Annotated in this window: 12 protein-coding genes and 1 tRNA gene; 4 read left to right on the top strand and 9 right to left on the bottom strand. The window is 40.1% G+C overall.

Annotation, left to right across the window (positions count from 1 at the left end):
* Positions 1–11 precede the first annotated feature (11 nt).
* From BTO21_RS06575 to BTO21_RS06555, 5 genes are all read right to left on the bottom strand, one after another.
* Positions 12–2615: a TRAP transporter permease gene (locus BTO21_RS06575; RefSeq protein WP_205068432.1), complete on the bottom strand. Its 2604-nt coding sequence runs from the start codon at positions 2613–2615 to the stop codon at positions 12–14.
* A 128-nt stretch (positions 2616–2743) separates the two neighbouring features.
* A complete protein-coding gene (locus BTO21_RS06570; RefSeq protein WP_045031741.1) occupies positions 2744–3703 on the bottom strand; it encodes a TAXI family TRAP transporter solute-binding subunit in 960 nt (319 codons plus the stop codon).
* Positions 3704–4077: 374 nt separating this feature from the next.
* Positions 4078–4920 (bottom strand): energy-coupling factor transporter transmembrane component T family protein, encoded by an 843-nt coding sequence (locus tag BTO21_RS06565; RefSeq protein ID WP_045031738.1) that lies wholly within the window; start codon positions 4918–4920, stop codon positions 4078–4080.
* A 2-nt stretch (positions 4921–4922) separates the two neighbouring features.
* The gene (locus BTO21_RS06560) at positions 4923–6617 is read right to left on the bottom strand and encodes an ABC transporter ATP-binding protein (RefSeq protein WP_045031736.1); all 1695 of its coding nucleotides are present in this window, start codon (positions 6615–6617) and stop codon (positions 4923–4925) included.
* Between the two features lie 2 nt (positions 6618–6619).
* Positions 6620–7171 (bottom strand): ECF-type riboflavin transporter substrate-binding protein, encoded by a 552-nt coding sequence (locus tag BTO21_RS06555; RefSeq protein WP_045031733.1) that lies wholly within the window; start codon positions 7169–7171, stop codon positions 6620–6622.
* 657 nt (positions 7172–7828) lie between these two features.
* On the opposite strand from BTO21_RS06555, the gene uvrY reads away from it, so the two are divergent.
* The 3 genes from uvrY to pgsA all read left to right on the top strand — a co-directional run bounded on the left by uvrY (position 7829) and on the right by pgsA (position 11014).
* The gene (gene uvrY, locus BTO21_RS06550; protein WP_045031731.1) at positions 7829–8473 is read left to right on the top strand and encodes a UvrY/SirA/GacA family response regulator transcription factor; all 645 of its coding nucleotides are present in this window, start codon (positions 7829–7831) and stop codon (positions 8471–8473) included.
* Between the two features lie 20 nt (positions 8474–8493).
* A complete protein-coding gene (gene uvrC, locus BTO21_RS06545; RefSeq protein WP_082954259.1) occupies positions 8494–10323 on the top strand; it encodes an excinuclease ABC subunit UvrC in 1830 nt (609 codons plus the stop codon).
* Between the two features lie 133 nt (positions 10324–10456).
* Positions 10457–11014 carry a CDP-diacylglycerol--glycerol-3-phosphate 3-phosphatidyltransferase gene (gene pgsA / locus BTO21_RS06540; RefSeq protein WP_045031729.1) on the top strand — a complete coding sequence of 186 codons (558 nt, stop codon included), beginning with the start codon at positions 10457–10459 and terminating at the stop codon, positions 11012–11014.
* 160 nt (positions 11015–11174) lie between these two features.
* Here the strand turns inward: pgsA and cobA are convergent, their stop codons facing one another.
* From cobA to nirB, 4 genes are all read right to left on the bottom strand, one after another.
* Positions 11175–11999, bottom strand: coding sequence for a uroporphyrinogen-III C-methyltransferase (cobA, locus tag BTO21_RS06535; RefSeq protein WP_045031727.1), 825 nt, complete (start codon positions 11997–11999; stop codon positions 11175–11177).
* Positions 12000–12037: 38 nt separating this feature from the next.
* Entirely contained in the window at positions 12038–12862 is an 825-nt protein-coding gene (gene nirC / locus BTO21_RS06530) for a nitrite transporter NirC (protein ID WP_045031725.1), read from the bottom strand.
* Positions 12863–12975: 113 nt separating this feature from the next.
* Positions 12976–13302 carry a nitrite reductase small subunit NirD gene (nirD, locus tag BTO21_RS06525; protein ID WP_045031724.1) on the bottom strand — a complete coding sequence of 109 codons (327 nt, stop codon included), beginning with the start codon at positions 13300–13302 and terminating at the stop codon, positions 12976–12978.
* Entirely contained in the window at positions 13299–15866 is a 2568-nt protein-coding gene (gene nirB, locus BTO21_RS06520) for a nitrite reductase large subunit NirB (protein WP_045031721.1), read from the bottom strand. Before nirB ends, nirD begins: the two co-directional genes overlap by 4 nt.
* A 512-nt stretch (positions 15867–16378) precedes the next feature.
* Between nirB and BTO21_RS06515 the strand changes: the two genes are divergently transcribed.
* Positions 16379–16452, top strand: a tRNA-Cys gene (locus tag BTO21_RS06515).
* Positions 16453–16459: the final 7 nt, after the last annotated feature.

Genomic DNA, 16459 nt, shown 5'->3' with positions numbered 1-16459 from the left:
GCTTTTTTTGATTATACGATTATGGTTTGTGCTGGTGTTTCTGTTATTGGTGCCAATGTTAAACGTCGACGTTGATTTCTGATGATGAAACCAAAAAGTAAAATAGCAGGGAGCCATAACCACTCTTTACGCCAACGTTCCACGGGGACTCGAATATCAATAATTTGTTGGTCAAACTGCAAGTTTTCGGTTGCAGCAGGGCTTCCAAATGTCACCATATCAATCAATGTCTTGCCTTGGCTTTGATAGGTTTCAATACCGAGTTGTGCAAGTTTCTGTTGCCCAGTTTCAGCATCAGGTACCGTAAATAACACGCTAAATTCTCGATGTTTACCGATCGCATCTTCACCCGCAATTCGCATGCGAATAACATCACCAGCAGGTAGAGTATCTAAGGTGCTAACAAGGTGTGTTGGCGCTATATTTTGATAAGGTTCAATGATTAAATCTTGCCAAAATCCAGGGCGGAATAACGTAAATGAGATCAATAATAACGCGATATTTTCATACCAGCGATTACGAGTAATAAACCAGCCTTGGGTTGCCATCGCAAAGATAAGCATCGCAATCGTCGCAATAATAAAAATAATAATGCCATGGGTTACGTTGACATCTATCAGTAATAAATCAGTATTAAAGATAAACAAAAACGGTAATGCCGCGGTGCGTAAGCTGTAATAAAACGCGGTAATACCGGTTTTTATGGGATCGCCTTTTGATACGGCTGCGGCGGCAAAAGAAGCTAATCCGACTGGAGGGGTGACATCCGCCATAATACCAAAATAGAACACGAATAAATGCACAGCGATTAACGGGACAATCAAACCATTCTGTTGACCGAGCGTCACAATCACTGGTGCTAATAAGCTAGAAACAACAATATAGTTCGCCGTCGTTGGCAATCCCATACCAAGGATAAGGCTCAGTAATGCTGATAAAATCAACATTAGCATCAGATTACCCATTGATAGCATTTCAACCAAATCTGCCAGAATTAAGCCAACGCCAGTTTGAGATACTGCACCAACAATAATGCCAGCGGTCGCTGTTGCGATACCAATACCAATCATATTGCGTGAGCCTGCAATTAAGGCTTCAATAAGATCGTTTTTTCCATCGACGAAATTACCATAATGATAACCGTCTTTACGCAATAAACTCAATAATGGTCGTTGAGTCACTATAATACCAACCAGCATTACTGAACCCCAAAAAGCAGATAGTCCGGGAGATAAACGCTCGACCATTAAACACCACACTAAGACCACTACTGGCAAAATAAAATGTAGGCCTGCAAGTAAGACGCTGCGTGTTTCTGGCAATTCATTTAATGGCGCGTTGGGATCATCTACGGGTAATGGCGGGTGAGTAGCGGCTACTTTGAGTAAGCCGATATAGACCGCGACCAGTAATCCACCAATGGCATAAGCGGCATAATCACCTAATAACGGTTTGATCCATCCTAAACCATAATAGATAGCTAACGAAAAGCCACTGATTAACAGGCAACCAAAGCTAAAACTGGTTAAGCGTACTAACCATGGTTTATGGTGCTTAGGCTCAATCGCTGTCATGCCGAGTTTTAATGCTTCTAAGTGAACAATATAAAGCAGAGTTATGTATGAAATAGCCGCAGGTAAAAACGCATGCTTAATAATATCGATATAAGGAATGCCGACATATTCGACCATCAAAAAAGCCGCCGCGCCCATAACGGGTGGCATAATCTGTCCGTTGACTGAAGAGGCAACTTCTATTGCACCGGCTTTTTCTTTGCTAAACCCGACTTTACGCATCATTGGAATGGTAAAAGTACCCGTTGTAACAACGTTAGCAATCGACGATCCTGAAATTAAGCCTGTTAATCCCGATGCAACCACGGCTGCTTTTGCCGGACCGCCGCGAAGGTGACCTAATAAACTAAACGCTAATTGAATAAAATAATGCCCAGCACCTGCTCGTTCAAGTAAGGCACCAAATAGCACAAATAAAAATACAAAGCTGGTGGATACCCCAAGTGCAATCCCAAATACGCCTTCAGTGGTGATCCACTGATGGTTCGCAAGGGAAGTAAATTGTACCCCGCGATGGGCGAGTAGCCCCGGCATCCAAGGACCTGCAAAACTATAACCAATAAAGCCTAGTGCAATAAGCGGTAAGGCAGGACCTAAGACTCGTCGTGCGGCTTCTAGTAATAACGGTAAACCGATACAAGCAATCACTAAATCGAATTGGGTTAAGCTGCCTGGGCGTTGGGCTAACTCATTGTACATGACAAACAAATACAATGAGGTTGCCGCTGCAATCATCCCTAATGCTATATCACTATAGGGGACACGATCCGTAGCTGAAGAGTGGCGTGCAGGAAAAACTAAAAAAGCGAGAATAAGCGCAAAGGCTAAATGAATAGCGCGAGTTTCGGTGTCATTAAAAACGCCAATGCCAATAATAAAAGGCAACGGGGATGCGATCCATAATTGAAACAGTGACCATGAAAGAGCAAGAAAAGTAATAACTTTTGCCATGATCCCCGTCGGTAAACGCGCACCAACATCTTTCGCAATCAGATCTTCTGTCGAAATTGGGTTATCGGGAATTAGATTTTGTTGAGCCATAAGTATTCACTTACTCGTTAACACTAATGAAAACAGAAAATATTATTAAAACAATGATATGCGGTGTATTTTCATTAGCAAAAAGAAGGGGGAGCGAGATAAGTGGTTATCTCGCTTAGCGGTGAAATTTACATCCAGCCACGTTCTTTGTAGTAGCGAATTGCTCCATTGTGCAGTGGCGCCGTTAAGCCTGTTTTTATCATGTCAGTTTCTTTTAATTCAGCAAAAGCAGGGTGTAAGCGTTTGAAACGATCAATATTGGTAAAGACTGATTTTACTAACTGATACACCATTTCAGGATCGGTATCTGCATTAGTTGATAACACCGCTTTGCCACCAATAGACACGGTATCATTTGGGTTGCCGCGGTACATGCCACCAGGAATAATTGCTTTAGTGAAATAGCTTTTTTCTTTTAATAGCGCATCAATCTCAGGACCAGTAACAGGGATTAAACGGGTATCAGTGGTGGTTGATGCTTCTTGAATAGCACCATTAGGGTGACCAACAAAATAGCTCATCGCATCAATTTTATTATCACTCATCGCTGGGGCTTGCTCTGCTGGTTTGAGATCAGAAACCAAACTAAACACATCACTATTCCAATTTTTGACTGCTAAAATCTGCTCGAAAGTATCACGCTGTCCTGATCCTGGATTACCTAGATTAACCCGTTTGTTTTTTAAATCTTCAAAAGAGTGGATCCCTGAATCTTCACGAGCAAGAATCGTAAATACTTCACTTTGCAAAGAAAATACCGCACGAATATCTGTCATTTTGCCATGATCTTGAAAAGGGGCTAAGCCGTTAAGGGCTTTAAACTGATGATCAGACTGCATGATTCCAAAGTTATATTCGAGGCTGCGGAGGCCATTTACATTCGCGACACCACCACCACTGGTGGGCGCATTACATTTTATTTGATGGGTATCGGTAGTACGGTTTACAAATCGACAAATAGATTGTCCTGCAATGTAATAAACACCCGTTTGACCACCCGTACCTATCGAGATAAAAGTGTCAGCGGCCGTAGCGAAGCTTGAGCAAAGTATTCCGACTAATGTGCTAATAATCGCGAGTAATTTCATTTTAAAATCCTTTTAATGATTATTACAGAGTGATAATTGTTGTTTTCTTTATCACTGTGGTATTTATGCTATTTTTGTATTTGTTAGTCTGTGTGTTGTGTTTTTTAATGATTTTTAGTTATAAAAACGTGACTGGCTGTTTGACTGGTAAGCGTTAAGTTTGTTTTTTGTTAATTTAAAGTACGGTTTAATTAATACGCTGACAATAAGTAAAAAATTGCTTTTCTTATAATTTGAGAAATAGAGCAATATTATTAATAAGAGATGGAATAAAAATAAGGATAATAAGAAGGTAATGAAGAGAGGAATTACAGCGAGTTAAACGAAAAAACCGCCAATAAATGACGGTTTTTTATTATGATTTAAAGGCAGTCTTAATGAAAAGGATACCAGAATAAAGTTGTAGATTGATAACGATGCAAAATGCCAAGCCCAAGTACAGTGACGATAATGGCTAAGGCAATAATGTCATTTTTGGTCATCGGTTTTAAGCTATACCAAGTACGCTTTTTATTACGTCCAAATCCACGTAATGTCATGGCATTAGAAATCACATCAGCACGATCCAAACTTGAAAATATCAATGGGCCGAGAATCTTGGCAACATTACGAATACGTGTCATCACAGGGGCTTTTTTTGAAATATCAACGCCACGTGCTTGTTGTGCATGCATAATATTGGTGAAGTCTTTCATTACCTCAGGTAAATAACGCAAGGTTAAACTTACGGCATAAGCAATACGATAAGGTACACCGAGCTTATTTAAACTGGCTGAAAATTCCGTAGGGTGAGTGGTAAAAACAAACACTAACGCAATTGGGAACATACTAAAATATTTCAGCGTAACGGTCAGTAAGTAGAACACCGTTTCAAGGGTAATATTATAGGGACCAAAAAGGTGTACGAGTACGGTGGTTGAATGCATGTAGTCGGTGCCTTGTTGAGGGGCAATTAAAAACATAAACAATGCATTCATCAGCAATACTACAGCTGTACCAATTAATAACGGTTTGTAGACTGCGAATGGGATTTTTGTTGCTTTGAGTAGCAATAATCCAACAACGATTAAGCCACAGATAACACGCAGATCAAAGGTGAGTAGCACCATTGTCACCCACGCCATAAATAGCACAAACTTGGTAATGCCGTTTAAGGCGTGAAGCCAAGAATTGGTGTTGACATAACTAATGCCAAATTTTAAGTGTTTGCTTTTCATGGTTATTTATTTTTTAGTTCGTGGGCGATAAAACAGCGAATAAATTGGTCAATATGCTCAAAACCCATAGCCTGAGCCAGTGAATATAAGCTAGTAACGGTTAAGTTTGCTTGATCCAGTAATGCTGGTTGGCTAAAGATATGATTAACTTTATCATCGGTAAGTAAGCGATTATCGGCAATGACAATGGCGCGTTGGGTATATTCAAGCACTAAGTGCATGTCATGTGAAATAATCACAATGGTTAGCCCAAGCTTTTGATTCAGTTCTTGAATAAAGGCCATCATTGTTGTGTAGTGATGGTAATCTTGTCCGGCTGTTGGTTCATCTAGGATCAGCAATTCAGGTTCAAGGACTAACATCGTTGCAATGGTGACACGCTTTTTCTGACCAAAACTTAACGCATCGACAGGCCAATGGTGATAGCGACCCAGCCCACAAAGTTTAAGTGTTGCTTCTACTTTTATTTTAATTTGCGCTTCATCCATGCCACGGTTACGCAAACCTGATGCAACTTCATCAAAAATCATATGATGTGAGATCATATGATTGGGATTTTGCATCACCACACCAATGTGTTGGCTACGCTCAAAAATAGATTGATTAGCTAAATCGTTACCATTGAGAGAAATAGTACCGCTATCAGCTTCTAATACACCCATGATTAACCGGGTGATAGTAGATTTACCAGAGCCATTTTTACCCATAATGGCAACAAATTCGCCTTTATGAATATCAAAGCTAACATCATCTAACGTATTGCGAACACCATCATAAGAATAGCTAAGGTTTTTAACACTTAATAGCACATCTTGTCTGGGGTCTAATTGAGGTTGCTTAACTTGATGGAACCAATCTTCTATTTGAGGCTTGAATTTATCAAGATTAATTGTGGAAAAATAGGCAGGCTTATCTTCGGCTGTGATCGTACATCCCGCTGCTTTTATTGCAGAAATATATAATGGCTCACGAATACCGTGTTGTTGTAATAATGGGCTGGCTAATAGATCATCGGGTGTCATATCAGCAATGATTTCACCGCGCTCCATCATAATAATACGATCAATAGGACGATGTAATACGTCTTCTAAACGGTGCTCAATGATGATCACTGTTTTATCTGAATCTTTATGTAGATTATCAATGATCTCAATCGCGGCTTTACCTGTTTTGGGGTCAAGACTGGCAAGAGGTTCATCAAATAATAAAATATCAACGTCATCAACCATGACACCAGCCATAGAGACACGCTGTTTTTGACCGCCACTTAAGTCAAAAGGAGAGTGATCTAAAATACTGTTTAAATCGACCATATCGGCGGTTGCTTGCACGATTTCACGCATTTTTTGTTGTGGAATCATTTGGTTTTCAAGCGCAAACGCAATATCTTCGCCTACACTTAACCCTACAAATTGACCATCCGTATCTTGTAATACAGTACCAACCATACTGGTACAGTGATCAAGATCTAATGTGCGGGTGTTTTTACCATTAATGTATAGCTCGCCACTGCAATCGCCTTTAATTGCATGCGGAATAAGCCCATTAAGACATTGCCCTAATGTAGATTTACCACAACCACTTGGACCAATAAGCGCAATTTTCTCGCCTTTATTAATCGTCAGGTTAATGTTTTTCAGGGTTGGGTTTTCAAGTGCCCAATATTTAAATGAAAAGTTGTTAAAGACGATACTCATTATTAATAAGCCTCTTTTAAGTTGAAGCTTTGCTGTTTACGTTTAGCCACCGACGTCAGAATCAAATGACCGACAAAGGCAATAATAACGGTATTACTTAATGCAATAATCACTAATTGTACCAGTACCTTGGTAAAAGGTTCGGCATAGAGCACCGCATCAAGAAAAGCAGAACAGCCATAACCGACGACATTGGCAATAAAGGCAAGTAGCACGAAAAGGCTAAAATCAAGTTTAGAAAACAGTCCCATGTCTAAACGACCACGGGTAAGGATAGGATAGAGACCAATAATTAAGCCAACAATGCCCGAGCCAAGTTCCCAAGTAAACCATACGCCCCAACCAGCAAAAAGGTCAGTAACCCAGTGACCAATAATGCCGACAAGAAAGCCAACCAATGGACCAAAAAGAACGGCAAATAAGGCTAAAACAGCCATCGCGGGTTTGAGGGTTGTATTGGCAAAAACAGGAATACCGAACATCGGTAAACCACCGATGCCATATAAGGCGGCACCAATTGCAATAACCACAACTGTTTTAGCGGAAAGACTCATAACTTAACCTTGTTAACTCAGTCATCGATAGGGATGGCTATCGATGAAATGCAATAATTGGATAATAGATACTTATGGTTGTAATCATCGTGTTACAGATTAGGCAGACCATGCTAACCCGTAGAGTACCGTGATAGTAAGCACTATCATTTATGGCAACTCAGCGCTAATAATCCATTATTAAGCAAGAGCGGTGTAAGTCTTTTCAATATGAAAACGCAGTGTATCTTAAAAGTGTGAAACCAAAAGCGGCGCTATGATAACGTAATCTCACTCGGAAAGGAATGCTTTACATCTAGACGGCTAATGATTAATCAGCGGGTGTTGAAATTATCAAAATAAGGTTAATAAAATGTTATATCTTACTGATTTGGCTATTTTTTATTACTGTATTAGACACAAATAAAGATACGCGTTTTTTGGGGCTTTATTTTTATTATAAAATAGACAATAATCGAACGACGGTCATTATTTTACAGCGCGTAAAAAATAGATAACCGTAAACTGTCAAGTCTTAACTTTATGTGAAACTTTGCACTGAGACACAGAATCAGTATGAGGTTTGCAGCTAAGTTAAGGTAGAATTATAGGTATTAGTGAATTAGCTGTCCCGCCATAGTGGCAGGGTGCAGAGCCAAATCATATTGGAGATACAGCTTGATTAATGTATTCCTTGTAGATGATCACGAACTGGTTCGCACAGGGATCCGACGTCTTCTTGAAGATGTCCGTGGTATTAAAGTGGTAGGGGTTGCCGTCAGTGGTGAGGAAGCCGTAAAGTGGTGTCGTAGCAATCATGCCGACATTATTCTTATGGATATGAATATGCCAGGTATCGGTGGTCTTGAAGCTACCCGTAAAATTTTGCGCTTCAACCCCGATGTTAAAATTATTGTATTAACGGTACATACTGAAAATCCGTTTCCAACCAAAGTTATGCAAGCTGGTGCGTCGGGTTATTTAACCAAGGGTGCTGGGCCAGATGAAATGGTGAATGCCATTCGTATGGTTAACAGTGGCCAACGGTATATTTCATCTGAAATTGCTCAACAAATGGCTTTAAGTCAGTTCGCGCCAGATTCAGAAAATCCATTTAAAGAACTGTCTGAGCGTGAATTACAGATCATGATGATGATCACCAAAGGACAAAAAGTTACTGATATATCAGAGCAATTAAGTTTAAGCCCTAAAACCGTGAATAGTTATCGTTATCGTTTGTTTAATAAGTTAAATATTAGTGGTGATGTTGAGTTAACACATCTAGCGATTCGTCATGGCATGCTTGATACTGAGACATTGTAGTGTCTAAGCATGTTGATGATATCGTTTTTGATGCCCAAAGTTTTCTCAAAACGGTCACTCACCAACCTGGCGTCTACCGTATGTATGACGCCAGCGGTGAGGTCATCTATGTTGGGAAAGCAAAAGATCTTAAAAAACGCTTAGCCAGTTATTTTCGAACTAATGTTGCGGCTGAAAAAACACGCGCATTAGTTAAAAATATCAATAAAGTTGATGTGACAGTCACTCATACTGAAACTGAAGCGCTGATTCTCGAACACAATTATATTAAGCAGTATTTACCTAAATATAATGTCTTATTGCGGGATGATAAGTCTTACCCTTATATTTTGTTAAGTGCCAGTAAACATCCTCGGCTATCTATTCATCGTGGTGTAAAACGCCGCAAGGGTGAATATTTTGGTCCCTATCCTGATGTTTCTGCTGTCCGTGAAAGTTTGCACCTCATGCAAAAAATCTTTCCTATCCGTCAATGTGAAGATTCTATTTACGCTAATCGCAGTCGCCCTTGTTTAATGTATCAAATTGGTCGTTGTTCAGGTCCTTGTGTTGCAGGGCTTGTGTCTGATGATGATTATCAACAGCAAGTACAGTGGGTGCGGTTGTTTCTGCAAGGTAAAGATCGACAAGTGATCAATATCATGGTGGAAAAAATGGAGCAGGCGAGTATGTCGCTTGATTTTGAGCGAGCGGCTATTTATCGCGATCAGATTCAAGCATTACGCCGTATTCAAGAGCAGCAATTTGTTAGTCAAGATAACCAAGATGATTTAGATGTTATTGGTATTGCCCATCAAAATGGTATGGCGTGTATTCATGGTCTTTATATTCGCCAAGGTAAGATATTAGGCAGCCGTAGTTATTTCCCTAAAATGCCTGTCGATGCTTCGTTAACAGAAGTGCTATCAAGTTTTGTTACCCAGTTCTATTTTAATCAAGCAGAAGGACGTGTTATTCCTAGCCTTATTTTATTAAGTGAGGAACTAGGAGAAGATAGTGATGCTATTTTAATTGCATTGTCAGAGCTTGCTGGGCGTAAAATCACGATTAAATATCATCCTCGAGGTACACGGGCAAAGTATCTGAAATTAGCACAAACAAATGCTGAAACGGCGTTAACCAGTAAACTCAACCATCGAATGACAATTCAAGAGCGTTTTTTTGCGCTGCAACAAGCATTGAACCTAAAACCTATCTCTCGAATGGAATGTTTTGATATTAGTCATACCATGGGTGAAAAAACCGTGGCATCTTGTGTGGTCTTTAATCATGAAGGGCCATTAAAGCAAGAATACCGTCGTTATAATATCACTGGTATTACGGGGGGCGATGATTATGCTGCAATGGCGCAAGTGTTAGATCGAAGATATAGCAAAAACATGGAATTAGATAAAATTCCAGACATAATTTTCATTGATGGGGGTAGAGGTCAGCTTTCAAGAGCGTATGATGTTGTTAAGCCCTATATTGCTGAATGGCCAAAACGACCAATGTTGGTGGGTGTTGCAAAGGGAACCACGCGAAAACCAGGGCTTGAGACTCTTATTTTCGTTACAGGTGAAGAATTTTCTATGCCAAGTGACTCTCCCGCGTTACATTTAATCCAGCATATTCGTGATGAAAGTCATAATCATGCGATCAGTGGTCACCGTGCCCAGAGAGCAAACGTAAGAAAACGCAGTACACTTGAAGATGTCGAGGGAGTTGGACCTAAACGGCGTCAGGCTTTATTAAAATACATGGGTGGAATGCAAGAACTGAAAAAAGCAAATAAAGAAGAAATAGCTAAAGTGCCTGGTATCAGTTTAGCTTTAGCTGAAAAAATAGTCGATGCATTGCAACATGGTTAGTCTGTCGCTTTGAAGGTCATCATTGCTACAGTACTTTATTGGTTGAATTTACATAAAAGGCACACTCTTCAACTTTTTTTAGAGTAGTCTAGATTGTACGTTAGACCCAGATCTTGAATATAAGAATAAAATTATGCGTTTATCAATCCCAAATATTTTAAGTTTTATCCGGCTCATTTTAATCCCATTTTTTGTTATTACCTTTTACTTACCGTATGAATGGTCGGCGTTTGCTACTGCGTTAATCTTTTGGGTAGCGGGTGTGACTGATTGGTTTGATGGCTATCTTGCGCGAAAGCTCAATCAAACCACCCGTTTTGGAGCCTTTATTGACCCTGTTGCCGATAAATTAATGGTCGTAACAGCGATGGTGTTGGTGGTTGAACATTATCATACACTTTGGGTAACCGTACCTGCTATTACGATGATTGGACGTGAGATTATTATTTCAGCATTGCGTGAGTGGATGGCTGAACTAGGTAAACGTGCAAGCGTAGCAGTATCATGGGTAGGTAAAGTGAAAACAGCATCACAAATGTTCGCACTATTATTGCTACTATGGCATCCACATCAATATGTTGTGTGGTTAGGTTACGCATCACTTTACATTGCAATGGTACTAACTTACTGGTCAATGGTGCAGTATCTTCGAGCGGCGAAAGGTGATTTGTTAAACGCAGATAATCACTAAACAAAGCTTAAGTATTGGCTAACAGATAAAGAAATGGCGAGCTAATAAGCTCGCCATTTTTGTTACTATTCTTTTATCACTGTTGTCTGAATTGATATCTTATCAGTGCTATTTTAATGTGGCTAACATTATTAATATCGTGCTTATCAATGTCGTAAGATTAGCTATAGCACTGTAAAGGTTGTTCAATATTAATGACTGTATTTTCTAGTTGACTAAACCAATTTAGCTGTTGCGATAATAGGGTCACGCTACCGATAATAATGAGAGCTGGGCTAGCGGCTTGTTTGGCGAGTGTTTCTAATTGGGCTAACTCTCCCGTTAAAACACGTTGCTGAGCTGTGGTGCCACGTTCCACAATAGCGATTGGTGTCGCGAGTGACATACCATAGGCACTGAGTTTATGGCGAATAACACTGCTTTGATTGAGTCCCATATAAAACACAAGTGTATGTTTAGCGCGTGCCAGTGATAACCAATCAATTTGATCCTGACCTTGTTTTAGATGCCCAGTAATGAACTGCACACTTTGCGCATGATCGCGGTGGGTTAACGGAATACCGGCATAGGCAGCACAACCTGATGCTGCGGTGATTCCTGGTACAACTTCAAAAGGAATATTAAAGGGTAATAATGCTTCTAATTCCTCGCCGCCCCGACCAAAAATAAACGGGTCACCCCCTTTTAAGCGTACAACCTGTTTACCTGCAAGCGCATGTTTCACTAATAAGCTATTTATTTGTTGCTGGGGGACACAGTGGTTTCCTGCTTCTTTACCCACAAAAATTGATTGGCAGTGTGGTGGAAATATCGCAATAATTTCATCTGAGACTAACCGATCATAAATAATGACATCAGCCTGTTGAATCAAGCGCATTGCTTTTACTGTTAGCAAGTCAGGATCGCCAGGGCCAGCGCCGACAAGGATCACTTTACCAACATTTTTTGGTGTCAATAATGTATAAAAAGCGTCTTGTTGTGACATAGATTTACTCCAAGGCTGTGTCATTATTATTGGCATGATTACACTGTTTGTGGTTGTGGTTGTGGTTGGGTATCAGTTGTTGTTGATTGAATTATTGGACGTTGTGTTTTTGGTGTTGTAAACCAATAGCCAAGTCCCATAAAGACCACCCCAGAAATAGTATTACCGATAGTTACCCATAGTAAGTTATGACCAATTCCTGCAAGCGTAAATGCTTCTTTATGAACGCCAAACCAAGATAGAGCAAAGATTGTCATATTGGCAATTGAGTGCTCATAACCTGAAGCAATAAAAGCTAATAAACACCACCAAATAGCAATAAATTTCGCAGAGCCTTCAACCCGCTGACACATCCAAATCGCTAAACAAACAAGCCAATTACAAAGAATACCTTTAAATACTAACACTGAAGCGGGTGCAGCCGTTTTTGCCATCGCGACATTGTTTAATAAGCTATTGCCGTCATTTAACAGATGACCACCGCCAGCATAGAAGAAAAGTAATGCTACGCCGACAGATCCTAAGAGGTTACCCATCCATGTTTGAGGCAGTACCTTTAGCATGTCTGCGACAGTGATTTGACCTGTTTTTACACCAAAAGTTAAAAACATAGTGTGTCCAGTGTAAAGTTCAGATCCTGCAATAATCACCAAGACTAAAGCGATACCAAATGTAGCACCCATAACGAGGGGTCTAATACTGGGATCGACCATATTACCGAGAGTAAAAATTAAAATAATGGCTAAACCAACGTAAGCGCCAGCCATGGCAGAGCTTATCCAAAAGCCTAGTTTCTCGTTTTGTGCAAATTTAACAATACGGGCCGCATTGGCGGAGCATTTTTTGATTGTATCAGCGTACATACATTTTCCCTGTAGAAATTAAAACTGTTTGTCATAAGCTAATGAGGAAGTGTTGACATTAACTTATGGCAAAAAGAGTTTGGCAATAGCTGCCAAACTCATTACTGCTCTAATTACAAACAGACTTGTACTTGACCTTGTTGTACTTGAATTTGGTAACAAGCAACTTTAATGTCAGGTTGTTCTAAACAATGACCATCAATTAATGAAAAGCGTTGTTTCTTTAATGGACTCGCGATCCATAGTTGATCCTGATGTTGGCAAATAATCCCACGAGAGAGCACATTTGATTGCGCAAAAGGGTCTTTATTATTGAGGGCAAATAGCTGCTCACTATTATCGGGACGGAAAATCGCCACTTGCTGATCGCCAACTAATGCGCAAACACCTGTGCCGGGAATTAAATCATCAATATTGCAGACAGAAATCCACTGACTCATGCTTTTTCCTCCAATGAAATAATAAAGGTCGTATCTTGTTCATGACTGATTGCTTTTTCATCAACAGTTGCTGGACGATGCTGTTCGCGTGTAGGAACAAAAACAACGTTGTCATCATGTTTAGAACTATTAATGAAGTGTGCAAAGCGCTTTAATTGTTGCTCATTGCTGAGTGTGGTTTGCCATTCACAGTGATAAGTTGCAATCAATCGTTCTGCATCGGCTTCAAGCTGTTGGTTCAGGCCTAATTTATCATTGATGATGACGTCTTTAAGGTAATCAACGCCACCGTCTAAGCTTGTTAACCATGTTGAGGTACGTTGTAACTTGTCGGCAGTACGGATATAGAACATTAAGTAACGGTCGATATATTTAATTAACGTTGCAGTATCAAGATCTGCCGCAAATAAGTTGGCATGACGTGGTTTCATACCACCATTACCACCAACATACATATTCCAACCCGCATCAGTAGCAATAATGCCTAAATCTTTACCTTGAGCTTCAGCACATTCACGGGTACAACCAGACACGCCGAACTTCATCTTATGAGGCGTTCGAATGCCTTTATAGCGGTTCTCAAGTTGGACCCCTAAACCGACACTGTCTTGCACGCCAAAACGACACCAAGTGCTACCAACACATGTTTTTGCCATGCGTAGTGCTTTGGCATAGGCTTGACCTGTTTCAAATCCGGCATCAATAAGACGTTGCCAAATTTGTGGTAAATCATCTTTATGCGCACCAAATAAGCCAATACGCTGTGCGCCAGTCACCTTAGTGTAGAGTTGGTAATCACTTGCAACTTGGGCCAATGCTAATAATCCTGCAGGTGTCACTTCACCGCCAGCCATACGTGGAATGACAGAGTAGGTGCCATCTTTTTGCATGTTGCCAAGGAAAATATCATTGGTGTCTTGTAATGGTGTATTTTGAGGTGTGAGTGCGTATTCATTCCAGCATGAGGCTAGGATTGAACCAACTGTTGGCTTGCAAACTTCACAGCCGTAGCCTTTACCGTATTTAGTCAGTAACGCCTCAAATGATGTAATTTCTTCTACGCGGATAAGATGGAATAATTCTTGACGAGAATATTGAAAATGTTCACAAAGGTGATTTTTAACTTCAATGCCAGCTTTAGCCAGTTCACTATTGAGAACTTGAGTTATTAACGGTACACAACCACCACAACCTGTTCCCGCTTTAGTAACCGCTTTTATTTCACCAAGAGTGGTATAGCCTTCAGCAACTGCCGTTGCAATTTTGCCTTTAGTGACATCAAAACATGAACATATTACTGCACTATCAGGCAGAGCATCTGCACCCATTGCAGGTTTATCTGCACCTGCATGTGCTGGCAAAATCAAGCTATCAGGATTTTCAGGTAATTCAATATTGTTCAATTTAAGCTGTAATAAATTACCGTAATCAGCGGTATCACCGACTAAAACCGCACCTAAAAGTTGCTTTCCATCTTCTGAAACAATAATACGTTTATAAACATCTTGTTGTTCATTGAGATAAACATAGCTTTTGCTGTTGGGGGTACGCCCATTAGCATCACCAATACTACCTACTTTTACGCCGAGTAATTTTAATTTAGCGCTCATGTCTGCGCCTTCAAAAGCATGAGACTCGCCAAGTAAATGACCAACAGCAATTTGAGCCATTTTATAACCAGGGGCAACTAAGCCAAAGAACATGTTGTTCCATGACGCACACTCACCAATGGCATAGATGTCGCTATCGGATGTTTGGCAGTGGTTATTAATCGCAATACCGCCACGATTACCTAACCCTAAACCACATTGCTGAGCGAGTTTATCTTGGGGACGAATACCAGTAGAAAAAACAATAAAGTCGACTTCGAGAGAAGTGCCATCAGCGAATGCTAATGTATTGCGAGCATGTTCACCTTTAGTAATAATCTCTTGAGTATTTTTACCTGTATGAACCACAACACCGAGTTGTTCGATTTTTTTTCGTAGTTGTGCGCCGCCATGGGGATCCAGTTGTTCAGCCATCAGCACCGGTGCAAACTCAATAACATGAGTATCCACACCTAATGCTTTTAGTGCACCAGCCGCTTCTAATCCAAGTAATCCACCACCAACGACAACACCACTTTTACTGTGTTTAGCCGTTGCTTCAATCGCTTTGAGATCTTCAATAGTACGATAAACAAAACAATCTTTTGAATCATTACCTTTAATTGATGGCACCCAAGGATATGATCCTGTTGCCATTATCAGTTTATCGTAATGAATTTCACGACCACTGTTAGAATAAATGAGCTTTTGATCACGGTTAATAGTTATTGCACGTTCGTTTAATAGAACATTAATGCCATGCTTTTGATAAAAACCGTGTTTGACGAGAGAGAGCTCTTCTGCGGTATGGTGAGAGAAATAAGACGAAAGATGAACTCTATCGTAAGCAACACGCGGTTCTTCACAAAAAACCGTAACGTCATATTTATTCATGTCAGCTTTATCGATTAGTTCTTCGATATAGCGGTGACCAACCATACCGTTACCTATAATCGCTATTTTGACTTTGCTCATAAATCCTCTTAACAACATTGTGAATTATGACAAGCTTATTGAGAGTTCAGCAGAATAAATATGATACAAATCAAGTCCAACTTTAAATAACCCTAAAGAGGTATGCTTTAAAATCAAATAATTAGCGGTAAAGATTAACTTCTATAAATTCGAATATTATGAGAGAGAGGGGAGAAATAGCTTTAGATCTCATATTATGAACGTCTTTATTTATAATATTGTTAGTAACTATGGGAAAATTAAGAGCAAACGAGATAAATCTTGGTATCTAACATAAAGGCGGTATTGGAATAAGAAGAGATAACAATCTTTAATGCTAGGGTGATTATTTTGATGCGGATGGATTTTGATCAAAAACGGGCTGATTTTTAGGTGGATGTAACGGAAAATGACCACTTAAATAAAAAGTCATAATTTTTCGTTGACTCAGCCCGTAAAATCAGTAAATTACACCACATACCGCAGCGGGGTGACTCACTACGGTTAGTAAAGAATATAATTCTTTATGATATGGCGCGTTGGCAGAGTGGCTATGCAGCGGATTGCAAATCCGTGTACCTCGGTTCGACTCCGGGACGCGCCTCCATTCTCTT

The organism is Photobacterium phosphoreum (assembly GCF_002954725.1).
GTDB lineage: Bacteria > Pseudomonadota > Gammaproteobacteria > Enterobacterales > Vibrionaceae > Photobacterium > Photobacterium phosphoreum.
The sequence above is the reverse complement of the archived record's forward strand: the minus strand, read 5'-3'. Positions and strand labels throughout refer to the sequence as shown.